The sequence below is a fragment of the Marinobacterium aestuarii genome (genome assembly GCF_001651805.1).
GTDB lineage: Bacteria > Pseudomonadota > Gammaproteobacteria > Pseudomonadales > Balneatricaceae > Marinobacterium_A > Marinobacterium_A aestuarii.
In genome coordinates this window covers 1,113,585-1,136,720 of sequence record NZ_CP015839.1, presented here as the reverse complement: position 1 = coordinate 1,136,720, position 23,136 = coordinate 1,113,585, and the positions used below count along the sequence as shown (strand labels likewise).

Annotated in this window: 20 protein-coding genes; 11 read left to right on the top strand and 9 right to left on the bottom strand. The window is 59.1% G+C overall.

Translation table 11 applies throughout. The features are described 5' to 3' along the window. The first annotated feature begins 207 nt into the window (after positions 1–207). From ubiG to A8C75_RS04980, 3 genes are read left to right on the top strand one after another with little or no spacing between them, the layout of a single operon-like run. On the top strand, positions 208–924 hold the full coding sequence (gene ubiG, locus A8C75_RS04990) for a bifunctional 2-polyprenyl-6-hydroxyphenol methylase/3-demethylubiquinol 3-O-methyltransferase UbiG (protein WP_067378977.1): 717 nt from the start codon (positions 208–210) through the stop codon (positions 922–924). A 1-nt stretch (position 925) separates the two neighbouring features. Then, positions 926–1,612, top strand: a complete 687-nt coding sequence (locus A8C75_RS04985; RefSeq protein WP_067378974.1) for an HAD family hydrolase — start codon at positions 926–928, stop codon at positions 1,610–1,612. Positions 1,613–1,642: 30 nt separating this feature from the next. Then, complete coding sequence (locus tag A8C75_RS04980) at positions 1,643–2,383, top strand: YciK family oxidoreductase (RefSeq protein WP_067378971.1); 741 nt, start codon at positions 1,643–1,645, stop codon at positions 2,381–2,383. Positions 2,384–2,556: 173 nt separating this feature from the next. Here A8C75_RS04980 and rluB read toward each other — a convergent pair whose 3' ends face one another. The 4 genes from rluB to A8C75_RS04960 all read right to left on the bottom strand — a co-directional run bounded on the left by rluB (position 2,557) and on the right by A8C75_RS04960 (position 5,559). Then, positions 2,557–3,408: a 23S rRNA pseudouridine(2605) synthase RluB gene (rluB, locus tag A8C75_RS04975; protein ID WP_067378968.1), complete on the bottom strand. Its 852-nt coding sequence runs from the start codon at positions 3,406–3,408 to the stop codon at positions 2,557–2,559. Between the two features lie 74 nt (positions 3,409–3,482). Further along, a complete protein-coding gene (locus tag A8C75_RS04970) occupies positions 3,483–3,878 on the bottom strand; it encodes an H-NS histone family protein (protein ID WP_067378964.1) in 396 nt (131 codons plus the stop codon). A 166-nt stretch (positions 3,879–4,044) separates the two neighbouring features. Beyond that, positions 4,045–4,665: an L-threonylcarbamoyladenylate synthase gene (locus A8C75_RS04965; protein WP_067378961.1), complete on the bottom strand. Its 621-nt coding sequence runs from the start codon at positions 4,663–4,665 to the stop codon at positions 4,045–4,047. A gap of 57 nt (positions 4,666–4,722) precedes the next feature. Continuing rightward, entirely contained in the window at positions 4,723–5,559 is an 837-nt protein-coding gene (locus A8C75_RS04960) for a PHP domain-containing protein (RefSeq protein ID WP_067378958.1), read from the bottom strand. Positions 5,560–5,628: 69 nt separating this feature from the next. Between A8C75_RS04960 and A8C75_RS04955 the strand changes: the two genes are divergently transcribed. From A8C75_RS04955 to A8C75_RS04945, 3 genes are all read left to right on the top strand, one after another. Continuing rightward, the gene (locus tag A8C75_RS04955; protein WP_067378955.1) at positions 5,629–6,171 is read left to right on the top strand and encodes a septation protein A; all 543 of its coding nucleotides are present in this window, start codon (positions 5,629–5,631) and stop codon (positions 6,169–6,171) included. A gap of 30 nt (positions 6,172–6,201) precedes the next feature. Next, positions 6,202–6,501, top strand: coding sequence for a YciI family protein (locus tag A8C75_RS04950; protein WP_067378953.1), 300 nt, complete (start codon positions 6,202–6,204; stop codon positions 6,499–6,501). Positions 6,502–6,693: 192 nt separating this feature from the next. Next, on the top strand, positions 6,694–7,308 hold the full coding sequence (locus A8C75_RS04945) for an OmpA family protein (protein WP_067378952.1): 615 nt from the start codon (positions 6,694–6,696) through the stop codon (positions 7,306–7,308). 314 nt (positions 7,309–7,622) lie between these two features. Here A8C75_RS04945 and purL read toward each other — a convergent pair whose 3' ends face one another. Beyond that, positions 7,623–11,525 carry a phosphoribosylformylglycinamidine synthase gene (gene purL, locus A8C75_RS04940; RefSeq protein ID WP_067378949.1) on the bottom strand — a complete coding sequence of 1,301 codons (3,903 nt, stop codon included), beginning with the start codon at positions 11,523–11,525 and terminating at the stop codon, positions 7,623–7,625. 108 nt (positions 11,526–11,633) lie between these two features. Here purL and mltF point away from each other — a divergent pair, with 108 nt between their 5' ends. After that, the gene (gene mltF / locus A8C75_RS04935; protein ID WP_067378946.1) at positions 11,634–13,097 is read left to right on the top strand and encodes a membrane-bound lytic murein transglycosylase MltF; all 1,464 of its coding nucleotides are present in this window, start codon (positions 11,634–11,636) and stop codon (positions 13,095–13,097) included. A 79-nt stretch (positions 13,098–13,176) separates the two neighbouring features. Here mltF and tadA read toward each other — a convergent pair whose 3' ends face one another. The 3 genes from tadA to guaB all read right to left on the bottom strand — a co-directional run bounded on the left by tadA (position 13,177) and on the right by guaB (position 17,225). Beyond that, complete coding sequence (gene tadA / locus A8C75_RS04930; protein WP_067378942.1) at positions 13,177–13,710, bottom strand: tRNA adenosine(34) deaminase TadA; 534 nt, start codon at positions 13,708–13,710, stop codon at positions 13,177–13,179. A gap of 202 nt (positions 13,711–13,912) precedes the next feature. Continuing rightward, entirely contained in the window at positions 13,913–15,493 is a 1,581-nt protein-coding gene (guaA, locus tag A8C75_RS04925) for a glutamine-hydrolyzing GMP synthase (RefSeq protein ID WP_067378939.1), read from the bottom strand. 262 nt (positions 15,494–15,755) lie between these two features. Continuing rightward, positions 15,756–17,225: an IMP dehydrogenase gene (guaB, locus tag A8C75_RS04920; RefSeq protein WP_067386995.1), complete on the bottom strand. Its 1,470-nt coding sequence runs from the start codon at positions 17,223–17,225 to the stop codon at positions 15,756–15,758. A 233-nt stretch (positions 17,226–17,458) separates the two neighbouring features. Here guaB and xseA point away from each other — a divergent pair, with 233 nt between their 5' ends. From xseA to A8C75_RS04900, 4 genes are all read left to right on the top strand, one after another. After that, complete coding sequence (gene xseA, locus A8C75_RS04915; RefSeq protein ID WP_067378936.1) at positions 17,459–18,811, top strand: exodeoxyribonuclease VII large subunit; 1,353 nt, start codon at positions 17,459–17,461, stop codon at positions 18,809–18,811. Further along, a complete protein-coding gene (locus A8C75_RS04910) occupies positions 18,811–19,686 on the top strand; it encodes a peptidoglycan DD-metalloendopeptidase family protein (RefSeq protein ID WP_084783767.1) in 876 nt (291 codons plus the stop codon). Before xseA ends, A8C75_RS04910 begins: the two co-directional genes overlap by 1 nt. 57 nt (positions 19,687–19,743) lie before the next feature. Beyond that, the gene (locus A8C75_RS04905) at positions 19,744–20,367 is read left to right on the top strand and encodes an FKBP-type peptidyl-prolyl cis-trans isomerase (RefSeq protein WP_067378933.1); all 624 of its coding nucleotides are present in this window, start codon (positions 19,744–19,746) and stop codon (positions 20,365–20,367) included. Between the two features lie 269 nt (positions 20,368–20,636). Beyond that, positions 20,637–21,398: an alpha/beta fold hydrolase gene (locus A8C75_RS04900; RefSeq protein ID WP_067378929.1), complete on the top strand. Its 762-nt coding sequence runs from the start codon at positions 20,637–20,639 to the stop codon at positions 21,396–21,398. Between the two features lie 293 nt (positions 21,399–21,691). Here the strand turns inward: A8C75_RS04900 and A8C75_RS04895 are convergent, their stop codons facing one another. Further along, entirely contained in the window at positions 21,692–23,098 is a 1,407-nt protein-coding gene (locus tag A8C75_RS04895) for a sodium-dependent transporter (RefSeq protein ID WP_067378926.1), read from the bottom strand. Positions 23,099–23,136: the final 38 nt, after the last annotated feature.

The following is a 23,136-nucleotide window of genomic DNA, read 5'->3' as shown; positions in this document are numbered from 1 at the left end:
AGCTTTCCTTAGATCCGGTCTGCTCGATAGGGCCGGTATTCCGGCGTTTTTAACCGGGCGAGTATACCACAAAGCAATGCAAAGATTCCCTTAAAAAGAAGGCGTTGCGTCAGACCCCGTTGACAGCAGCCGGGCCCGACCTGTATTCACTTCAAGCCCGATGCTAGAATGACCGCCATCCTTTTACTGTCAGCGAAAACAGCCACCATGACCGATTCGCACAACCGCAACATTGATCCGGACGAGATCGCCAAATTTGAAGAACTGGCGAGCCGCTGGTGGGACCGCAACAGCGAGTTCAAGCCACTGCACGATATCAACCCGCTGCGCGTGGGCTACATCGACCGCATCGCGCCCCTGGCTGGCAAGCGCGTGCTGGATGTGGGGTGCGGCGGCGGCATACTGTCGGAATCCATGGCGCAGCGAGGCGCCGAGGTTTCAGGTATCGACATGGGCGAGGCGCCACTGAAAGTTGCCAAACTGCACGGCCTGGAAAGCGGCATCATGATCAATTACCGCCAGGTCACCGTGGAACAACTGGCCGACGAAGCCCCCGAGAGTTTCGATGTTATCACCTGCCTGGAAATGCTGGAGCATGTACCGGACCCGTCATCCATCGTCAGCGCCTGCGCCCGCCTGACCCGCCCCGGTGGCAAGCTGTTCTTCTCGACCCTGAACAAGAACCCGAAAAGCTATCTGTTCGCCATCCTCGGCGCCGAGCACCTGCTCAAACTGGTCCCCAAGGGCACCCATGATTTCAACAAGTTCATCCGCCCGTCCGAGCTTGGCCGCTGGATACGCGAAGCCGGGTTGCGCCTGAATGATGTCACCGGCATGACCTACAACCCCCTGACCAAGGTGTACAAACTGGATCCCAGGGATGTGGATGTGAACTACATCATGGCCGCGAGCAAGCCCGAATAAGATGACCCAGCCCGACACCCCACTGCAGGCGGTACTGTTCGACCTGGACGGTACCCTGCTCGACACAGCGCCGGACTTTATCTGGGTGATCAACCGCCTGCTGGCCCAGGAGCAGCATAGTGCGCAGGATTTTGATGCGCTGCGCCAGCAGGTATCCAACGGCGCCACCGCCATGGTCTGCACGGCGTTCGGTCTGCCGGAGGACCACCCCAGAGTTGCCAGGCTGCGCCAGCGCTTTCTGGATATCTACCTTGAACACCTGGCCATCAAGACCGAGCCCTTCGCGGGCATCATGCCGCTGCTCGACTGGCTCGAGCACTGCGCCATTCCCTGGGGCATCGTTACCAACAAACCGGAACTCTACACCCACAAGCTACTGCAGCGACTCAACCTGCATCACCGCGCCGGCACCATTATCTGCCCCGAGCAGGTACAGCACCGCAAGCCCCACCCGGAATCCATCTGGCTGGCCTGCAGGGAACTGGACTGCACACCAGAGAACAGCGTCTATGTCGGCGACCACATCCGCGACATCGAAGCCGGGCGCCGGGCAGGACTCAGCACCATTGCGGCACTCTACGGCTACATCGGGCCCGACGAGGACCCGCGCGACTGGCGCAGCGATCACAGCGTTGATCACGCCGATGCCATCAAACCCCTGCTACAATCCCTTTATCGCCTGAGTTGAACCCGGCCGCCGGCCCGTGAAGGAAGTTTCATGTTCGAATACAAAGCTCCTGAAAACCTGCTGCAAGACCGCATTATCCTTGTCACCGGCGCAGGTGCAGGCATCGGCCGCGCCGCCGCCCTCGCCTATGCAGCCCTGGGGGCTACTGTTGTGCTGGTTGGGCGCACACTGGAAAAACTGGAGCAGGTGTACGACGAAATAGAAGCCGCCGGCCACCCTCAGCCCGCCATAGTGCCATTAAACCTCGAGAGCGCGACCGAGCACGAATATCAGGAACTGGCCAACACCCTGGAGCAGGAGTTCGGCCATCTGGACGGACTACTGCATAACGCCAGCCTGCTGGGCCTGCGCACCCCCATAGAATCCTATGATCCGGTGGTATGGAACCAGGTCATGCAGGTGAACGTCAATGCAGGCTTTATGCTGACCCAGGCCCTGATACCCCTGCTCAAGGAAAGCCAGGATAGCTCCATCGTCTTCACAACCTCCAGCGTTGGCCGCACCGGCAAGGCTTACTGGGGCGCCTACAGCGTATCAAAGTTTGCCACCGAAGGGCTGGCGCAGATTCTGGCGCAGGAACTGGAAAACACCAGCAACACCCGCGTTAACTGCATCAACCCCGGCGCCACCCGCACCCAGATGCGCGCCAGCGCCTACCCAGCCGAAAACCCAGAGACCAACCCCACGCCCGAGCAGATCATGCCGCTGTACCTGTATCTGATGGGGCCGGACAGCAAGACGATCAACGGCCAGTCACTGGATGCCCAGTAAGCCGCAATTCTGATTGTGCAGGGTGTAAAGCGATCTTGAACGGGAAACGGCCTGACCTTTAAAGGGAACCCGGGCCGGACATAAAGCAGAAGCGGTAAGCGGTAAGCGGTAAGCGGTAACTTTGCAAAAAAGCGGTGCGATCCGCAACGGATAGCACCGGGCACTCATATCACTTATTCGCCCGAAGGCTTGCGACGACCACCTACCTCACGACGGCTGCGCTGGCGCTTGTAACGGCGCTCCAGCACTTCCTTCTCCTTGGTATCGAGTTTCACCGGCCGCTTCTCTTTCAGCTCCAGCATCTTGCCAAGATTGGTGATTTCCTTGGGCGCCAGTTCTTTCCAGGTACCGACGGGAACGTCGCTGGGCAGGAATAGCGGCCCGTAGCGCACGCGTTTGAGACGGCTGACCTGAATGCCCTGGGATTCCCACAGGCGACGTACTTCACGGTTGCGGCCTTCCATCACCACACAGTGGTACCACTTGTTGGCACCCTCACCGTCAAAGAACTGCACATCGGTAAAGCGCGCCATGCCGTCTTCCAGCAACACGCCCTCTTTCAGGCGGGCCAACATGGCCTCATCAACATTGCCCAGCACACGCACCGCGTACTCACGATCGATCTCGGCAGACGGATGCATCATCGCATTGGCCAGATCGCCATCGGTGGTAAACAGCAGCAGACCACTGGTATTAATATCCAGACGACCAATGGCAATCCAGCGCCCCTGGTTCAGCGGCGGCAGATGGCTGAATACGGTCTTGCGACCTTCAGGATCGTGGCGCGTCGATATCTCACCCAGAGGCTTGTTATAAATCAGTACCCGGCGCTGACTTTCGCGCTCGAATACCAGTTTGACCTCGCGGCCATTCATCAAAACCTGAGCCTTAGGCCCAATACGATCGCCAAGCGTTGCCGTTGCACCATCAATGGTGAAACGACCCTCGCCGATCCAACGCTCCATCTCACGACGTGAGCCCAATCCGGAGCGCGCCAGTACTTTTTGCAGTTTTTCATCTGACATTTGACGCTTCCTTTAAAACCAAAAAAGCCCCCCATGATTGTCGTGGAGAGCTTCGACGAATAATAGCACGTAACCTATTTGATAAGGGTATCTTCCTTGGTGACACCATGCTTTTCAAAGTACTCATTAAACGCCACCGGTGTACGACCACGCCCCGACCACTCATGCACTGTACCGCCGGCACCCTTGATACGATATTTCGCCTCAACCTTGCGCTTGGGACCCTCCGAGGCCTTGATCGCCTTCAAGTCATCCAGCCCGATACCCGCATCATCCATGCGCTTGCGAATCTCGGCAATTTTTTTCATCCTCTGCTGTTCGGCAGCCTGCGCCTGAGCTTCTTCAGCATGACGTTCCTCAAGTATTTCATTCAGGTCCGCCAGTACCTTTTCGACATCAGCAACAGACATATCCTGACACTGCTTGCGCAGTGAGTTTTTGCGGGTGAGGACTTTCACAAAATCAGACATGGGCCGGGCGCTCGCAAATTAGAGAGAATGGATAAGGCAATTATCGTTCTAAAACTATTAATTTCAAGTAAAGCGGCCTTAATTAAAGCACCATCTCATTTAACCACCCTGAAACCGCACCGCCCCAGTTACCCGAAAGTAAATGGCGCAGCGCAGCAAAACCGCCTCAGGCAAGAGTACCTATTGGCCCCGCGCCCTGGCGAATGATCTCCGGCACACCGTCCACCAGATTAACCACGGTTGTAGCCTCAACGCCGCAATAACCACCATCGATAACCAGGTCGACACTGTGCTGCAGCAAATCACGGATCTCATAAGGATCCGCCAGCGGCTCAACATCCCCCGGCAAAATCAGGGACGTGCTCATAATAGGCTCACCAAGGGCTTCCATCAGCGCCAGTGCAATTGGATTATTGGGAATACGGATACCAATGGTGCGGCGCTTGGGGTGCATCAGCCGGCGCGGAACTTCGCTGGTCGCATTCAGGATAAAGGTGTAAGCCCCAGGCGTATGCGCCTTGATGAGGCGATAGCACTGATTATCCATCTTGGCGTAAGTACTGATTTCACTCAGATCCTGACACACCAGCGTAAAGTTATGCTTGTCATCAAGCTTGCGAATACGCTGAATGCGCTCCATCGCCGACTTGTCACCCAAATGACACCCCAGGGCATAGGCACAATCCGTGGGATAGACGACAACCCCGCCTTGCCTGATTATCTCGGCCGCCTGCTGAACCAGACGCTTTTGGGGATTTTCCTGATGTATCTGAAAAAATTGACTCACGATTAGCCTGCCTGTCCTGATTCCCTCTCAAGGCGCAGTGTAGCCCAGCACAGAGGACTAAAGAAGAGAGGACAACACATGCCGGCACTCAGTATCCGGCGGCTGAAAACGCCCAAGTTCCACCCAGGGCTTGCCTGGCTGATGAAAATCACTGCCGGCTGATACCATCAGATCCATTTTACGGGCAATCTTTTGCAATTCCCGCTGATGCTCCGGCTTTATACCCGAATAACTCACTTCAATACCGTCGCCACCAGCAGCAATAAAATCCGTCAACAGAGAGCGCAACCGAGTAAAGGTAAGGCGATACTTGGTAGGGTGCGCCAATATTCCCACGCCCCCGGTATAGTGCAACAAATCCAGCGCCACCGACATGGCCGGCCAGGCCATCTGCACATCCCCTACCTTTCCGGTACCCAGATAGTTTTTAAACGCCTGCTGCTCGGTTTCACAGACACCGGCGGCCACCAGAGCCATGGCAAAATGCGGCCGCCCCACCTGACCGCCCCCCGCCAGCTCCAGCACAGCCGGCAACAGATCCGGCAACTTGCGGCCAATCAGCCTCTTGGCGATACGCTGCGCCCGATCCGTTCGCAGTTCCGTCAGGCCCTCAAGGTAACGCTGCAGCGACGGCGCCGTCGGATCAAAACCAAGACCCACCAGATGCACGACCCGGGAACCCCAGCTGGCCGTAAGCTCAACCCCCGGCAACAGACGTATATTGGCCGCCTGGGCCACCACCGAAGCCTGCTGTAGAGCAGCAACACTGTCATGATCAGTGATCGCCAGCACCTCAACCCCCTGATCCGCCGCCCTGGCCACCAGCTCGACAGGACTCAGCACACCGTCGGAAGCCGTCGTGTGACAATGCAGATCATATTTCGGTAATACCATTACAGGGTCCGGTTTATAAGTCATGAACAGGCCTTTATACTGGGGCTCCACACAGTAGACATCAAGCCCATGAAACTTTTACTCGATTTTTTACCCATCATCATCTTCTTTGCCGTCTACAAGACCAGCGGGGACATCATCCTGGCAACCGCCGTGCTGATCCCGGCCACCATGCTGCAGATGCTGTACACCTGGATACGCACTCACCGTATCGAGAAAATGCAACTGGTCACCCTGGTACTGGTGGTGCTAATGGGCGGGGCCACCGTCATTTTTCAGGACAAGACATTTATTCAGTGGAAGCCCACCGTCGTTAACTGGCTCTTTGGCGCCGTATTTCTGGGCAGCCAGTTTATCGGCAAAAAAACGGTTGTGCAGCGACTCATGGATGCCAATATAGCCCTGCCAGCACAGGCGTGGCGCAACCTCAACATCGCCTGGGTTATATTCTTCATCAGCATGGGCATTGCCAACCTTGCGGTGGCCTACTCTCTGAGTGAAGAAGCCTGGGTAAACTTCAAACTGTTCGGTATGCTTGGACTCACTTTTGTATTTATCCTGGCTCAGGGGTTCTACATGTCCCGGCATATCCAGAGCGACACCCCAAAATAACGCATACAAAAAAAGAGGAGTACCGGTAACATGTTTTACGCAATCATGGCCGAGGATAAACCCGATAGCCTGGAGCGACGACTGCAGGCACGGCCCGAGCACCTTGCCCGCCTCGAACAGCTTAAGAATGAAGGACTTCTGCTCGTAGCCGGGCCACACCCGGCAATTGACAGTGAAGATCCGGGCCCAGCAGGTTTTACTGGTAGCCTGGTTATTGCGCAATTCAGTTCGCTGGAAGCGGCACAGACCTGGGCCAATGAAGACCCCTATATAAAGGCAGACGTATACGCGCGCGTTACGGTAAAACCTTACAAAAAAGTTTTACCATAATCACACAATCTGTATGTTAGTATGTTGCCGATTAGCTATACCGTAACCGGTAGCTGTCTACAGCTGTGAAAAGTACCCCTGGCCACCACGGACGTTGACGGTTACATTCAACCATCATTCAGGAACCGTGGGAGAGAATTTGGGCTATTTTTATAGACTGACCACCCACAACAGGCACAAGGAAATCTTACTATGAAAAAGTTTGCCCTCTCCGCCGGTGTCGCTTTGGCTATGACTTTGTCTGCCGTCGCCCAGGCGCACCCAACCAATCAAGGCTACGTTGAAGACTCTTCCGCCACTATCTGGCGCAACAGCTTCGGTGAATGCTGGCACACCGGCTTCTTCACCGAAGCAGATGCCACAGTTGAAGGCTGCGACGGCTACCAGGCCATGGCTAAAGCCGAAGAACCCGCTCCGGCTCCGGTTCCCGCCGCGCCAATGATGGTCAGCGCTGACAAAAAATTCAGCCTGTTCTTCGACTTCGACAGCGCCAAGGTTGAAGAAGACATCAGCGCCATCGTTAACTACATTGGCTCCATGTCCAAGCTGGACAACGTAGATCTGGTCGGTAACGCTGACTTTATCGGCAACGCCGATTACAACCAGCGTCTGGGCCAGCGTCGCGCTGAAGCCGTTGCTTCCGAGCTGCGTGCTGCCGGCGTTGATGGTGGCAAGATCAGCGTCAGCTCCCTGGGCGAATCCGCACCTGTCGCCAGCTGCTCCGGCCGCGGCGCTGCTCTGATTGCCTGCCTGCGCGCAGACCGTCGTGTAGACGTGCAGATCTCCGGTGACAAGAAAGACATGTAATCTTTCTTAAGCGGTAAAAAAGCCGGCATCTGCCGGCTTTTTTTGTGCCTGTGATTCCAGCTCGCAGCTGCAGACCCCATGCGCTAGTAGGATGACCGCCAGGGATGGCGGGACTATTGTTATTGCAGGAGCAAATAACAATAAAGTACGTCCCTGTAAACCCCGCTCCTGCGCATCCATGCGCACGCGGGATACATACGTCCCTGTATAAACCCTACTCCAGCGCATCCATGCGCCCGTAGGATAAGTACATCCCTGTACAAAAAACGGCAGCCCGAGGGCTGCCGTTTTAGTTTCGAGCGAGGGAAAGCGGTTTAGCCAACCCAGACGCGGGCATTGCGGAACATGCGCATCCAGGCGCCGTCTTCTTCCCAGGCGTCCGGCGCCCAGGAGTTCTGCACAGCCCTGAACACACGCTCCGGATGCGGCATCATGATGGTGACACGGCCATCCGCCGTGGTCACACCACCAATACCGACCGGCGAGCCGTTCGGGTTGGCCGGATACTGCTCGGTCACGCGGCCATAGTTATCCACATAGCGCAGCGCAATGTCTCCAGCACCCTGCAATCCGATCAGGTGCGCTTCGTCACGGAACTCCGCACGGCCCTCACCATGGGCAATAGCGATCGGCATGCGCGAACCCTGCATCCCCTGCAGCAGAATGGACGCACTCTGCTGCACCTCCACCATGGCGACGCGGGCTTCGAACTGCTCGGACATATTACGCACGAAGTGCGGCCAGAGTCCTGCGCCCGGAATCAGCTCATGCAGGTTGGATAGCATCTGACAGCCGTTACAGATACCCAGCGCAAAGGTATCGGTACGGTTGAAGTAGGCTTCGAACTGCTCCCGCGCGACAGCGTTGAACAGTATCGACTTGGCCCAGCCTTCACCGGCGCCCAGTACGTCACCGTAGGAGAAGCCGCCGCAGGCCACCAGGCCCTTGAACTCTTCCAGCGTGCGACGCCCGGAAATGATGTCACTCATGTGCACATCCACCGCCGCAAAGCCGGCCTTGTCAAAGGCCGCCGCCATCTCCACCTGACCGTTAACGCCCTGCTCACGCAGCACCGCAATGCGCGGACGCGCACCGGTATTAATGAAAGGCGCTGCCACATCTTCGTTCTGATCAAAGCTCAGCTCGGCATGCAGACCAGGATCCGCCGCATCCAGCAGGGTATCGAATTCCTGCTGGGCACATTCGGAGTTATCACGCAGCGCCTGAATGCGGTAGGAGGTTTCAGACCAGACCCGCTGCAGCTCAATGCGTGCAGCGCTGTACACTTCTTCGTCATCGAAGTGAATACACAGCTGATCGTCGTCATTCAGCGAACCTATAACCTTGGCAATATCGCCCAGACCCGCAGCGTTAAGCTCCGTCAGTACGGTTTCGGTATCAGCCCTGGAGACCTGCACCACGGCACCAAGCTCTTCGGCAAAAAGCGCCGCCGCGATTTCGGATGCATCCGCCGCCAGCAGATCAAGATGCAGATCCACACCGGCATGACCGGCAAAGGCCATTTCAGCCACGGTCGCAAGCAGACCACCATCAGAACGGTCATGGTACGCCAGCAGCAGATCCTGCTCGTTCAACTCCTGAATGGCGGCAAAGAACGCTGCCAACTGATCGGCATCATCCACATCCGGTACCGACTGACCGACCTGGCTATACACCTGCGCCAGCGCAGACAGTCCCAGGCGGTTCTGGCCGTTACCCAGATCCAGCAGGATCAGATCGGTTTCGCCCTTGTCGGTACGCAGTTGCGGCGTCAGTGTCTTGCGCGCATCCAGCACCGGCGCAAAGCCGGAAATAATCAGCGACAGTGGTGCAGTAACGCTCTTCTGCTCGCCATTGTCATCCCAGACAGTACGCATGGACATGGAATCCTTGCCCACCGGCACGGTAATGCCCAGCTGCGGGCACAGCTCCATGCCAACGGCACGCACTGTGTCATAGAGTTTTTCATCTTCACCCGGGTGACCGGCAGCACACATCCAGTTGGCCGACAGCCGCACTTCGCCGATCTCGCCAATGCGCGCCGCCGCCAGGTTGGTCAGGGTCTCGCCGATGGCCATGCGCCCGGAAGCCGGGCCATCCACCAGCGCCAGCGGCGTACGCTCGCCCAGCGCCATGGCTTCACCAGCATAGGTATCGTAGGCCGAAGTGGTGACGGCACAGTCCGCCACCGGCACCTGCCAGGGACCGACCATCTGGTCACGGGCCACCTGGCCGGTAATGGAGCGGTCGCCAATGGTGATCAGGAAAGACTTGGAACCCACCGCCGGCAGACGCAGCACGCGCTCAACCGCTTCACCCAGCACGATACCATCGGTCGAGAACTCGGCCACCTCGTAGCTGCTGCGCTGCACGCTGCGGTGCATCTTCGGCGGCTTGCCGAAGAGCACGCTCATCGGCAGATCCACCGGCTTGTTATCAAAATGCGTATCGCCAAGCGTCAGGTGATGCTCTTGCGTCGCCTCACCGACGATGGCATAGGGGCAGCGCTCACGGGCACAGATAGCTTCGAAGCGCGCCATGTCCTGCGGTTGCACCGCCAGCACATAGCGTTCCTGCGCCTCGTTGCACCAGATGGCCAGCGGCGTCATGCCAGGCTCGTCACTGTTGATATTGCGCAGCCCGAAATCACCGCCGCGACCGCCGTCCTTTACCAGCTCGGGGAAGGCATTGGACAGACCGCCCGCGCCGACGTCATGAATAAAGGCGATGGGGTTGACGTCGCCCATCTGCCAGCACTGATCGATGACTTCCTGGCAGCGGCGCTCCAGCTCGGGGTTGCCACGCTGCACCGATGCAAAATCCAGATCTTCGGAAGAAGTGCCGGAGGACATGGACGATGCCGCCCCGCCGCCCAGACCGATCTGCATGGCAGGCCCGCCGAGGCACACCAGCTTGGCGCCGGTCTGGATCTCGCCTTTTTCGACATGATCCCCACGGATATTGCCCAGACCACCCGCCAGCATGATGGGCTTGTGGTAACCACGCACTTCCTCGCCGGCAGCACCGTTGACGCGCTGCTCAAAGGTACGGAAGTAGCCCGTCAGGGCCGGGCGGCCAAATTCGTTGTTGAAAGCCGCACCACCTATGGGGCCTTCGAGCATGATATCCAGCGCCGAGACAATGCGGTCCGGCTTGCCGTACTGGGATTCCCAGGGCTGCACAAAACCTGGGATATTCAGGTCGGAAACGCTGAAACCGGTCAGACCCGCCTTCGGCTTGCCGCCACGCCCCGTCGCACCTTCGTCGCGAATCTCGCCACCGGAGCCCGTTGCTGCACCCGGGTGGGGCGCAATGGCGGTCGGATGGTTGTGCGTCTCAACCTTGATCAGGATGTGGATATCTTCCTGATTGGCGCCATATTCGCGGCTTTCAGCATCCGGGTAGAAGCGTCCGGCCCGGCTGCCAACGATAACAGCGGCGTTATCCTTGTACGCCGATAGCACGCCTTCACCGCCCAGTTCGTGGGTGTTGCGGATCATCGCAAACAGGGAACGATCCTGCTCTTCACCGTCGATATCCCAGGAGGCATTGAAGATCTTGTGACGGCAATGTTCGGAGTTGGCCTGGGCAAACATCATCAGCTCGACGTCGGTCGGATTGCGATCCAGCCCCTTGAAGCTGTCGACCAGGTAGTCGATCTCGTCGTCGGCCAGTGCCAGACCCAGAGCCGTATTGGCCTGAGCCAGGGCATCACGCCCACCGCCCAGCACATCAACGCGACTCAGCGGCTGTGGCACGTCCTCCACAAACAGCTGCGCGGCTTCGTCCAGCGAACCCAGCACGGCTTCAACCATACGATCCTGCAGCTCTGCACGAATCAGCGCACGATCGGCTTGATCCAGCGCCTGGGATGACTGAATATAGTACGCCACACCACGCTCGAGGCGCTTGACGTCAGACAGACCACAGTTGCGGGCAATGTCGGTCGCCTTGGAGGACCAGGGTGAAATGGTGCCGGGACGGGGAACCACCAGCACCAGTTCACCCTGGGGCTCACCGGCTTCGGCTTTGGGGCCGTAACGCAGGATACGATCCAGTACATTACGCTGGCTATCCGCCAGCTCCTGCTTGAGGTCGGCAAAATGGATGAACTCGCCGTAGAGCGCCGTAACCGCTGCAACTTTGGATTGCAGGGCTGACAGCAGCTTTTCGTGACGGAATGCAGAAAGAGCGGGCGCTCCACGCAGTACGAGCATGTCGTTTTCGAGCCTCTTGAAAGTATGCCTGGACGGACAGGGATTACAGAAAAAACAGGCCCTGAATTTTACCGAAACAGCCCTACGGATACCAGAAAAGCCCGAACTATGTTGCTGAACCTTCATCGCCGCAAAGATGCCCTTATCCTGCTCAGCCTGCTTGTTTTGCTGAGTTTTCCGGCACTTGTGAGCTACAACAGCCTGACGCGACTGGAAGTTATCCAGGAACGCGGCGTGCTGCGCCTGGCGACCCGCAACACCCCCAGCGACTATTTTCTCGACAAGGGCGAGCCCTCCGGCTTCGAATATGAGCTCGCCCAGGCCTTCGCCAGCGAGATAGGCGTGCGACTGGAACTGCAGATCCCGGACAACTTCTCCGACCTGCTGCGTCAGGTACGCGAGCGCAGCGCCCACCTCGCCGCCGCCGGCCTGACCATCACCCCCGAGCGTCAGCAGGACTTCAGCTTCGCACCGCCCTACATGGAAAGCGCCGCCAACCTGATCTACCGCGTCACCCAGGGCAAGCCCGCCCCCACCTCCATCAAGGACCTGATCGGCAAGCAGATCCGCGTGGTCGCCAACTCCAGCCACAGCGAACTGCTGCGCCAGTACCAACAGGACTTTCCGGAGCTGAGCTGGGAAGAAACAGACGCGCTCAGTGTCAACGACCTGCTGGAACAGGTGCACAACCAGGAGATCGATTACACCATTGCCGACAGCATCCGCTTCGACGGCCAGTACTCCTTCTTCCCTGGCCTCGAAAAAGCCTTTGCACTGGAACAGCCCCAACCCGTCGCCTGGATGCTGCCCAAACTGCAGGACGGCTCCATGCTGGAAGCGCTGAACCAGTTCTTTGCCAAGGCAGAAACCCGCGAACTGATTCGCCAGCTGCGGGAAAAATACTTCGAGCGCAGCAACGCCCTCAATTACTTCGATACCGTCACTTTCAAGAAAGACCTGCGCGAGCGCCTGCCGGAATACGAGCAGTACTTTTACATCGCCGAACAGGAAACCGATATCGACTGGACCCTGCTCGCCTCGGTGGCCTACCAGGAGTCACACTGGAATCCGGCGGCGGTCTCCCCCACCGGCGTAAAGGGCATCATGATGCTGACCAATGCCGCGGCCTCGGAAGTGGGCGTGGAGGATCGCACCGACCCCATCCAGAGCATCATCGGCGGCGCCCACTACCTGATCAGCGTAAAGAACCAGATTCCCGAGCGCATCCCCGAGCCCGATCACACCTGGATGGCCCTGGCCGGCTACAACGTCGGCTTCGGCCACCTTGAAGATGCCCGCATCCTTACACAGCGCGCTGGCAAGAACCCCGATAGCTGGGAGGATGTCGCCAAACACCTGCCCCTGCTAACCAAGGAAAAATACTATAGCACCGTGCGCCTGGGGTACGCCCGCGGCTATGAGCCCGTGCTCTACGTCAACAATATCCAGAAATACATCGACCTGCTGCGCTGGGAAAAACAACTAGACCGTATTCGCCAAAACCGCGACAACACAGTATCGGAACCCAGCCCCGGCGAGGCCGTACTGGAAACCCTGCCACCAACACTTTAAGCGCTTCACCGGAGCCCAGCCCCGGCGAAACGCTGATCAAAAGCCGCAGGAAGACCGTCCGCCCTATCACTCTGCGCGCTCAGCCCTGCCCATCGCCCGGCGCAGCCTCCGGAAGAGCCCGCGACGCCTGCTTCTGAGCCCGCTTCTGTTCCCGGCGACGGTGAAAGAAATCACTGATGCGCTCGCTGCACTGCTGCGCCCTTATACCGCCCTCTACCACAACGCCGTGATTCAGCCAGGCCTGCTGCAACAACTGGCCGTTGCTGACCACAGCACCGGACTTGGGCTCAGTGGCGCCAAACACCAGCCGACGGATGCGCCCGTGCACTATGGCACCGGCACACATGGTGCACGGCTCGATGGTGACATACAGGTCCGCCCCCACCAGACGGTAATTGCCGATCGCCGCCGCCGCCTCGCGCAGCGCCATGATCTCGGCATGGGCGGTGGGATCATGGCCGCTGATGGGCCTGTTCCAGCCACGGCCGATAATCTCGCCATCCAGTACCACCACGGCACCGACCGGCACCTCACCGGCGGCATCGGCCTGCATGGCCATCAGCAGCGCCTCATCCATCCAGCGCTCGTCGATCGTTCGCTGCTCGTCAACCATGCCCTCTCCTGCCGCCGCCCCTGCGCATCCCTGCGCTCGCGGCATACTGTACATAAACCCTGCTTTTGTGCATCCGTGCACACGCAGGATAAATACATCCATGTATAAACCCTGCTTTTGTGCATCCATGCACACGCAGGATAAATACATCCATGTATAAAAAAGCCCGCAGCAGCGGGCTTTTGGATCACTTAGTTAACGATCATTCCCACTCGATAGTGGCCGGCGGCTTGCTGGACACATCATAGGTCACGCGGGATACCTGCGGGATCTCGTTGATCACGCGGCTTGATACGGTTTCCAGCAGCTCGTAGGGCAGGTGCGCCCAGCGGGCAGTCATGAAATCGATGGTTTCGACAGCGCGCAGCGCGATGACGTATTCGTAACGGCGACCGTCACCCACCACACCCACGGACTTCACCGGCAGGAAGACAGCAAAAGCCTGGCTGGTCTTGTGATACCAGCCGGCGTTGTGCAGCTCTTCAATAAAGATGGCATCCGCCTCACGCAGGATATCGGCGTATTCCTTTTTGACTTCACCCAGAATACGTACGCCCAGACCCGGACCCGGGAAGGGGTGACGGTAGACCATATCGTAGGGCAGGCCCAGCTCCAGACCTATCTTGCGCACTTCATCCTTGAAGAGTTCGCGCAGCGGCTCAACCAGTTCAAACTGCATGTCATCCGGCAGGCCGCCCACGTTGTGGTGCGACTTGATCACGTGCGCCTTGCCTGTCTTGGAGGCCGCAGACTCGATTACGTCCGGATAGATAGTCCCCTGCGCCAGGAAGTTAACGTCCTTCAGCGTGGTGGCTTCTTCATCGAAGACTTCGATAAAGGTGTTGCCGATCAGCTTGCGCTTCTTCTCCGGGTCATTTTCACCCAGCAGACGGGACAGGAACTTTTCCTGGGCATTGGCACGGACCACGCGCACACCCATGTTCTGGGCAAACATGTCCATGACATGATCGCCTTCGTTCTTGCGCAGCAGGCCGTTATCGACAAACACACAGGTCAGCTGATCGCCAATCGCCTTGTGCAGCAGCGCCGCCACAACAGACGAATCCACACCCCCAGACAATCCCAGCAGAACCTTCTGATTGCCAACCTGGGCACGCACCTTGGCGGTCAGGTCGCTGACAATGTTCGCCGCCGTCCAGAGGCCGTCGGTGTTGCAGATTTCACGCACGAAACGCTCGAGGATGCGACCACCCTGCTTGGTGTGTGTCACCTCAGGATGGAACTGCACGCCATAGAGCTTGCGCTTGGGATCGCACATGGCTGCCACTGGCGCAGAATCGGTGGATGCGATGATCGCAAAACCTTCCGGCAGCTCGGTGACCTTGTCGCCGTGGCTCATCCACACATCCAGAATCAGCGAGCCGTTGTTGGCCAGATGATCCTCAATACCTTCGAGCAGACGGCTCGGGCTGCCGGCAAGGCGTACCTTGGCATAGCCGAACTCGCGCTTGTCGGAAGTCTCAACCTTGCCGCCCAGCTGTTCGGCCATGGTCTGCATGCCGTAGCAGATGCCCAGCACCGGAATACCCAGGTCAAACACGGCCTGGGGCGCACGGGGCGAATCATACTCGGTGACCGATTCAGGACCGCCGGCGAGGATAATACCCACAGGGGCGAACTCGCGGATGGCCGTTTCGTCCATATCCCAGGGATGAATTTCGCTGTACACACCGATTTCGCGAACCCTGCGCGCGATCAGCTGGGTGTACTGGGAACCAAAATCCAGGATCAGGATGCGTTGTGCATGAATATCTTGTGTCATTCGACAGTGTCTCCACCGGTTGCCGGGCAACTAATGCACTAGGAGACTGGCCAACAATACTCAACCTGCTGCGAACCACCTGAGTTTGGCTGTTTTCTGTGCTGTTTTTCGTTAAATAGAACCACTATTCGCCTCAAAACATCACCAAAATCAGCTCAAATCAGTCGGCTCTCGCTACGGCCAGCATTATCGGACAGCCTCCTGGCAAAAAAAAAAATGGAGCGGTCAGTTGCCACCCCATTTGTCGGAGATGTTACAAGGTTTAGCCGACGCGGTAGTTCGGCGCTTCCTTAGTGATGCTTACATCATGTACATGGCTTTCGTTCATGCCGGCACTGGTGATGCGCACAAACTGCGGCACCGTACGCATGACATCAATATTGGCGCTGCCGGTATAGCCCATGGAGGACCGCAGACCGCCCATCAGCTGATGCACAACACCCGCCACCGGGCCCTTGCAGGGCACGCGACCTTCGATGCCTTCAGGTACCAGCTTCTCGACACCTTCAGAGGCATCCTGGAAATAACGGTCCGAAGAACCGGAGGTCTGCGCCATGGCACCCAGGGAACCCATGCCACGGTAGGACTTGAACGCCCGCCCCTGAAACAGCTCCACTTCGCCCGGCGCTTCATCGGTACCGGCCAGCATGGAGCCGACCATGATGCAGGATGCTCCAGCCGCCACAGCCTTGGCCAGATCGCCAGAGAAGCGCACGCCGCCATCGGCAATAACCGGGATGCCGCGCTCGCTCATTACTGCGGCAACATTGGCCACGGCGGTAATCTGCGGCACACCAATACCAGAGACGATACGGGTCGTGCAGATGGAGCCCGGACCAATACCCACCTTGACGCCATCGGCACCGGCGTCCGCCAGGGCAATGGCCGCAGCGGCGGTCGCGATGTTGCCACCAATGACCTGCACCTGCGGGAAGGTCTTCTTGACCCAGGCCACGCGATCAATCACGCCACGGGAATGCCCATGGGCCGTATCGACGATAATGACATCAACACCGGCCTCAACCAGCGCCGCAACGCGGTCTGGCGTATCGGCACCGGTCCCCACAGCCGCGCCCACGATCAGGCGACCCTGGGAGTCCTTGGCGGCATTGGGATAGGCCTTGGCCTTGTACATGTCCTTGACGGTCATCATGCCGCTGAGCTTGAAGGCATCGTCAACCACCAGAATGCGTTCGATGCGGTGCTTGCGCAGCAGGTTGCGAACCTTGTCCGGGTCAGCCCCTTCCTTCACGGTCACCAGGCGCTCTTTGGGCGTCATGATAGTGGAGACCTTGGCGTCCAGGTACTGCTCGAAACGCACATCACGGCTGGTGACGATACCGACCAGCTCGCCATCATCCACCACAGGGAAACCGGAGTAGGTCAGGCGTTCGGACAGCGCACGCAGCTCGCCCACGGTCATATCAGAGTGGCAGGTGACCGGATTATTGACGATGCCGGCCTCGAATTTCTTCACCCGGCGCACTTCGTCAGCCTGCTGCTCAACGGTCAGGTTCTTGTGAATGATGCCGATGCCGCCTTCCTGCGCCATGGTAATCGCCAGACGCGCTTCGGTAACGGTATCCATCGCCGCCGACGCCAGCGGGATATTCAGCTCGATCCCCCGGGTCAGGCGCGTCTTGAGGGATACATCCTTGGGCAATACCTCGGAGTATCCGGGCATCAACAGAACGTCATCAAAAGTGAGCGCTTCTTCAACGATTCGTAACATTATCAGCAGCCCATAGTAGCGTGAAAGGAGCATAAAAAATGAAACGCGCAATTATACAGATATCACCGACAAAAGTACAAAAACGATTAACCTCTGACCAGCCTGTATCCGGGCCAGGCGGCTCTCTCTGGCCGCCGTCGCACACAGGCTAACACAGACGCAACCGACAACCGCTTATCCCGGTGCGAATACGCCCTATTGCGACTTGTTCGGCGCCTCCTTAAGATGCAGCCATGATCCTAAAAGCCCAGACCCACGCCCTCTCCGTTTCCGACCTTAACCGGCAGGCCCGATCCTTGCTGGAAAGCTCGTTCATGATGATTCAGGTACAGGGGGAAATATCGAATTTTGTGCGCCCCAGTTCCGGCCACTGGTATTTCACCCTCAAGGATGAACGCGCCCAGGTGCGCTGCGCGCTGTTTCGCAACCGCAGCCAGTTCCTGAAATACCGCCCCAGGGATGGTGATCAGGTCATGGTGCGGGCCAAGGTATCCCTTTATGAGGGCCGTGGCGAATTCCAGCTGATCTGCGATTACATGGAAGAAAGCGGTGTTGGCCAACTGCAGCAGGCATTCGAAGCCCTGAAACTGCGCCTCGACGCCGAGGGCCTGTTTGACCAGGCCGGCAAGCAGCCTTTGCCAGCGCACCCGCGCCACCTGGGCGTGATCACCTCGCCCACGGGCGCCGCCATCCACGATATTCTCAGCGTGCTGAAGCGCCGTTTCCCCGGCCTGCCCGTCACGCTCTATCCCAGCGCCGTACAAGGTGCGGAAGCGGCCCCCGCCCTGGTGCGAGCGCTGAAATTGGCCCAGCAACACGATCAGTGTGACGTGATTATTATTGGCCGCGGCGGCGGCTCACTGGAGGACCTGTGGCCCTTTAATGAAGAGAGCGTGGCCCGTGCCATTCACGCCTGTCGCATCCCCGTCGTCAGCGCCGTGGGCCATGAAACCGATATATCGATCAGCGACTTTGTCGCCGACCTGCGCGCCCCCACTCCCTCCGCCGCCGCCGAGCTGTTGACCCCCGATCAGCGCGAACTGCAGCTGCGCCTCGACCAGGCACGCAGGCGCCTGCAGGCACGGCTCGGACAACAGCTGCAGCAGTATCAGGAACGCCTGATCGCACTGCAGCGCCGACTGCGTCACCCCGGGGAGCGCCTGCGCGAACGCGCCCAGCGTCTGGATGAGCTGGAACTGCGCCTGCGCAAGGCCGCCCTGCGCCTGCTCAGCGACAAGCGCACCCGGCTCGAACGCCAGCAGGCTCGGCTGGTACAGAGTCGCCCGCAGCGCCAGATTGCCCAGCTGCGCCAGCACCTGGCCGCCCTGCGCATGCAGTTGGAGCGCCAGATGCACTACCTGCTGCACGACAAGCGTCTGCGCAGCGCCGCCATGGCCGGCCAATTGAACGCCGTGAGCCCGCTGGCCACGCTGGAGCGTGGCTACGCCATAGTGCAGGACAACCGCGGCCAGGTCATCGACGATGCCAGCCTGCTTGCGGTTGACGACCTGATCGAAACCCGCCTGGCCAAAGGCCGCGTGCACAGCCGGGTTACCGCCACCCTGATGCCCGACGAGAACCGCTAATGCCCGCACCGCTTTCCAACCGGATATCCAAACAGCTTTTGCTGCCGGTGTTGCTGCTCGGCAGCCTGCTGACGGCCCACGCCGCCAGCGCCGACAGCCGACTTCCGCAGGAGTCCCGCGTACCCGGCGGCGTGGCCCTGGTGCCCTTCCAGGCCGCCGCCGCGCCCAGGGTCAGCTATCAGGATGCCCGGGTACTGGTGGTACCGAACCCCGCAGCCGGCCCCGACCAGTGGCTCGCCGTCGTCGGCATCCCCCTGGACGCCGATGCCAGCGCCTCGCAGCAACTGGATATCAACGGCAAGGCCCTGGCTTTCGATATCAAAGACAAGACCTACAAGGCGCAGTACCTGACCGTTAAAAACAAACGCCATGTAGACCCGGATCCGGAGGACCTGAAACGCTGGACGCGAGAAAGAGCCGAGATGGATGCAGCCTTCAGTTACTGGTCTGAACCCGCAGCTCCGGTGCTGCATTTCGCCTTGCCGGCAGACGGGCGCTTCAGCAGCCCCTTTGGCCTCAAGCGCTACTTTAACCAGCAGCCGCGCAACCCCCACAGTGGTCTCGATATCGCCGCCCCCGAAGGCGCACCTATACGGGCACCGGCGCCAGGCGTCGTGCGCGCCACCGGCAACTACTTTTTCAACGGCAATACCATTATTGTCGATCACGGTTTTGGCCTCAGCAGTCTCTACTGCCACCTCAGCCGTATCGATGTAGCGCCGGGCCAAAGCATGGCCGCCGGCGAACAGCTGGGGCTGGTTGGCAAGACTGGCCGCGTCACCGGAGCCCACCTGCACTGGAGTCTTAGCCTTAACAACGCACGGGTCGACCCGTTGCTGTTTGTCAACGAGCAGCCATTTATCGACAAGAAATAAAGCGCCGCTTGTGGTAGCCTGCCCGCTTTTAAAATCACAGAACCGACAGGGTTATGCATGTCTGAACTGAAACTGGAAACACTGGAACAACACGCGAGCTACGGCATTGGTCGCCAGATGGGCGATCAGCTGGCACAGGGCGGCTTTGAAGGCCTGGATCTGGATGCGGTTGCCACCGGCATCAAGGATGCCTACAACAACCTGGAACTGCGCGTTGAAGTTGCCGACATTCAGGCGGCTTTCAATGAGATCAATCGTCGTCTGAGCGAGCAGAAAGAAGCCGAAGCCAAGGAATTTTCCGCTGTCGGCGAAGCTTTCCTGAGCGAGAACGGCCAGCGCGACGGTGTTACCACCCTCGAATCCGGCTTGCAGTATGAAGTTGTTAACGCCGGCGATGGCAGCGTTAGCCCGACAGCCGACTCCAAGGTGCAGGTTCATTACCACGGCACCTTCATCGACGGCAAAGTCTTCGACAGCTCCTACGACCGTGGCCAGCCGGCTGAATTCCCGGTCGGCGGCGTTATCGCAGGCTGGACCCAGGCTCTGCAGCTGATGTCCAAGGGTGCCAAATGGCGCCTGTACGTGCCTTATAACCTGGCCTACGGTGCTCAGGGTTCCCCCGGTGGCATCCCGCCCTACGCCACCCTGATCTTCGACGTAGAGCTGCTGGAAATCCTCTGATCCGGCCCCGCGCCTGATCGAGTCGCGTTACCGCGCTCCCGCCTGGCAGCCTATCGGGCTTGACCGATCGTAGCGAGGGAAAGGCCGATTTGAGGCAGTTTTTGGGCTCTTTTGAGGCGAATAGTGGTTCTATTTAACAAAAAAGAGCACATAAATTGACCAAATTCGGCTTTTCCGCAGTAGATCAGTGTTAAGTCCGACAGGCTGCTAGCGGGAGCCATTCCCCGTACAACCCGCTCTGGTGCCGAGCCAGAGGCACGGAGCCATCCATGCAATTGCATCACCAGATTCAAGGCCAGGGCGAGCCCCTGCTCATCCTGCACGGCCTGTTCGGCAGCCTCGACAACTGGGGTAGCCAGGCAAAGGCACTGGCAAGCGACTACCAGGTCATCAGTATCGACCTGCGCAACCATGGCCGCTCCCCCCACGACAATGAGATGACCTACGCCGCCATGGCGCAGGACCTGATCGAACTGATGGACAACCTCGGTATCGACAGCGCCCGGGTACTGGGTCACTCCATGGGCGGCAAGGCCGCCATGCAGCTGGCACTCAGCGCACCTGCGCGCGTCAACAAACTCATAGTGGTGGACATAGCCCCGGTGCAGTACCCCGACCACCACAGCGATGTTTTCAGCGGGCTCCAGGCGATCGACCTGTCGACGGTAAAATCCAGAAGCGACGCCGAAAAACAGCTCGCCCCCCGCATCGAGGATGCCATGGTACGGGCCTTTCTGCTGCGCAACCTGTACCGCACCGAGGCCGGCCAGTTCGACTGGCGCTTCAACCTGCAGGCCCTGCACCGCGGCTACCCGAACATCAGCGCCCCACCGACAGGCGCGCCCTTTGCTGGCCCCACCCTCTTCATCAAGGGCGGCAACTCGGACTACATCCAGCCCAGCCACCGCGATGCCATTCTCGGCCTCTTCCCGGCCGCGGGCTACAAGGTTGTGGAAGGTACCGGTCATTGGCCCCATGCAGAGAAGCCGGCCCTGATGACACGCTTGATACGAAACTTCCTGCAGGAATAACCAGACAAGTCACTGACGCCTGCCAGTGCCCGAAAAACCCGCACTGGTGACGCGGCTGATTCAAGGCTTTTTGCAGGATTAAGCCGGAATTAACCCAATAGGCCACAGGCACTCTCACATGCCCGAAAAACCGGCACTGATGACCCGACTGATACAGACTTTTCTGCAGGATCAAGCCGGCAGGCTAACCCGGAAATTAAAGCAAGCTCAAAAAATCGCCTCCCCTGGGCGAAGCCTGCGATATTTCACAGGCACTCCCCCGGGCTGAGTTCCCTCGATAACCTCATAGCCCCTTACAAAACCCCAATGGCGTTGAGGAAGATGGCGACGATCCCGACCGGCACCACATAACGAATCAGCCAGCGCCAGAGGCTATAACCAAGCCCTGTGCCCACCTCTTCGCCAGTCGCGGCACGGGTCATTACCCAGCCGGTAAAGATCGCCATCGCCAAACCACTCAGCGGCATAATCCAGCCGCTGGTCAGGTAGTCCAGCACATCAAAGAACGTCTTGCCGTACAGTCTGTGCTCCTGCCAGAGATTGAAGGAGAACACCGACCCCAGGCTCAGCAGCCAGATGCCAGCGGCGGTCATCAGCCCGGCCCTGAGCCGGGACAGACCGCGCTTTTCGGTCAACCAGGAAACTGCCGGCTCCAGCAGCGAGATTGCCGATGTCAGGGCCGCAAATGACAGCATCACAAAGAAGAGCACGCCCACCAGCTGGCCGAGGGGTAACTGCCCGAAGGCGAGCGGCAGGGTGACAAAAATCAGCCCAGGGCCCGCCCCCGGTTCAAGACCGTTGGCAAATACGATCGGAAAGATCGCAAGACCTGCTATCAATGCCACCAGGGTATCGAGCAGGCCTATTGTCAGGATGGTCCTGCCCAGCGAGACCTGCTTGGGCAGATAGGAGCCGTAGGTCATCATGCCGCCGCCGGCCAGGCTCAGGGAAAAGAACGCATGGCCGAGCGCCACCAGTACGCTGGTGCCGGTCAGCTTGCTGAAATCCGGATTGAACATGAAGGCGAAGCCCTGTCCGAAAGATCCGGTCGTCATCGAATAACCCACCAGCAGCAACAAGATCAGCAGCAGCCCCGGCATCATGATGGTGACGGCCCGCTCCAGTCCCTGCTTGACGCCCTTGATGACAATGGCCGCAGTCACCGCCAGCACCAGGGTCCCCCAGAGCGTCGAGGCTACGGGGTCGCTCACCAGACTGTTGAACAGTGCGCCTATGTCGTCACTGGAGGCACCGGTAAAAACGCCGCTACCGGCATTGAAGATGTAGGCCACGGCCCAGCCCGCCACCACCAGATAGAAGCTCAGCAGCACAAAGCCGGTCATGACTCCGACCCAGCCGACCAACTGCCAGCGCGGGCTCACACCGGCTTCCAGCGCCAGGGCCCGCATTGCATCCGGCGGGCTCTGTTTGCCGCGCCGGCCAATCAGCACCTCGGCCATCAGCAGCGGAATACCGATCAGGGCGATGCAGCCGAGATAGAGCAGCACGAAGGCACCGCCGCCATTTTCACCGGTGATATAGGGAAACTTCCAGATATTGCCCAGCCCCACGGCCGAGCCTGTGGCTGCCAGGATAAAGGCCAGCCGGGTCGACCACTGGGTCCGCCCACGCTCAGGCGCAGCCTGGTTCAGCGAGGCCGCCGCTGCAGCTGCCCCCTCAAAAGTACCGTTGTTACTCATGCTTGATGGTTCCTGATCTTATAGTTATGTGCAGGAGC

Excerpts from the sequence above, each read along its gene's own strand:
- A8C75_RS04955 (WP_067378955.1), top strand. The coding sequence starts at position 5,629 with ATGAAACTTTTACTCGATTTTTTACCCATCATCATCTTCTTTGCCGTC.
- guaB (WP_067386995.1), bottom strand. The coding sequence starts at position 17,225 with ATGTTACGAATCGTTGAAGAAGCGCTCACTTTTGATGACGTTCTGTTG.
- A8C75_RS04950 (WP_067378953.1), top strand. The coding sequence starts at position 6,202 with ATGTTTTACGCAATCATGGCCGAGGATAAACCCGATAGCCTGGAGCGA.
- A8C75_RS04910 (WP_084783767.1), top strand. The coding sequence starts at position 18,811 with ATGCCCGCACCGCTTTCCAACCGGATATCCAAACAGCTTTTGCTGCCG.
- guaA (WP_067378939.1), bottom strand. The coding sequence starts at position 15,493 with ATGACACAAGATATTCATGCACAACGCATCCTGATCCTGGATTTTGGT.
- A8C75_RS04960 (WP_067378958.1), bottom strand. The coding sequence starts at position 5,559 with ATGGTATTACCGAAATATGATCTGCATTGTCACACGACGGCTTCCGAC.
- ubiG (WP_067378977.1), top strand. The coding sequence starts at position 208 with ATGACCGATTCGCACAACCGCAACATTGATCCGGACGAGATCGCCAAA.
- A8C75_RS04945 (WP_067378952.1), top strand. The coding sequence starts at position 6,694 with ATGAAAAAGTTTGCCCTCTCCGCCGGTGTCGCTTTGGCTATGACTTTG.
- A8C75_RS04895 (WP_067378926.1), bottom strand. The coding sequence starts at position 23,098 with ATGAGTAACAACGGTACTTTTGAGGGGGCAGCTGCAGCGGCGGCCTCG.
- tadA (WP_067378942.1), bottom strand. The coding sequence starts at position 13,710 with ATGGTTGACGAGCAGCGAACGATCGACGAGCGCTGGATGGATGAGGCG.
- xseA (WP_067378936.1), top strand. The coding sequence starts at position 17,459 with ATGATCCTAAAAGCCCAGACCCACGCCCTCTCCGTTTCCGACCTTAAC.
- A8C75_RS04900 (WP_067378929.1), top strand. The coding sequence starts at position 20,637 with ATGCAATTGCATCACCAGATTCAAGGCCAGGGCGAGCCCCTGCTCATC.
- purL (WP_067378949.1), bottom strand. The coding sequence starts at position 11,525 with ATGCTCGTACTGCGTGGAGCGCCCGCTCTTTCTGCATTCCGTCACGAA.
- A8C75_RS04985 (WP_067378974.1), top strand. The coding sequence starts at position 926 with ATGACCCAGCCCGACACCCCACTGCAGGCGGTACTGTTCGACCTGGAC.
- rluB (WP_067378968.1), bottom strand. The coding sequence starts at position 3,408 with ATGTCAGATGAAAAACTGCAAAAAGTACTGGCGCGCTCCGGATTGGGC.
- A8C75_RS04980 (WP_067378971.1), top strand. The coding sequence starts at position 1,643 with ATGTTCGAATACAAAGCTCCTGAAAACCTGCTGCAAGACCGCATTATC.
- A8C75_RS04970 (WP_067378964.1), bottom strand. The coding sequence starts at position 3,878 with ATGTCTGATTTTGTGAAAGTCCTCACCCGCAAAAACTCACTGCGCAAG.
- A8C75_RS04905 (WP_067378933.1), top strand. The coding sequence starts at position 19,744 with ATGTCTGAACTGAAACTGGAAACACTGGAACAACACGCGAGCTACGGC.
- mltF (WP_067378946.1), top strand. The coding sequence starts at position 11,634 with ATGTTGCTGAACCTTCATCGCCGCAAAGATGCCCTTATCCTGCTCAGC.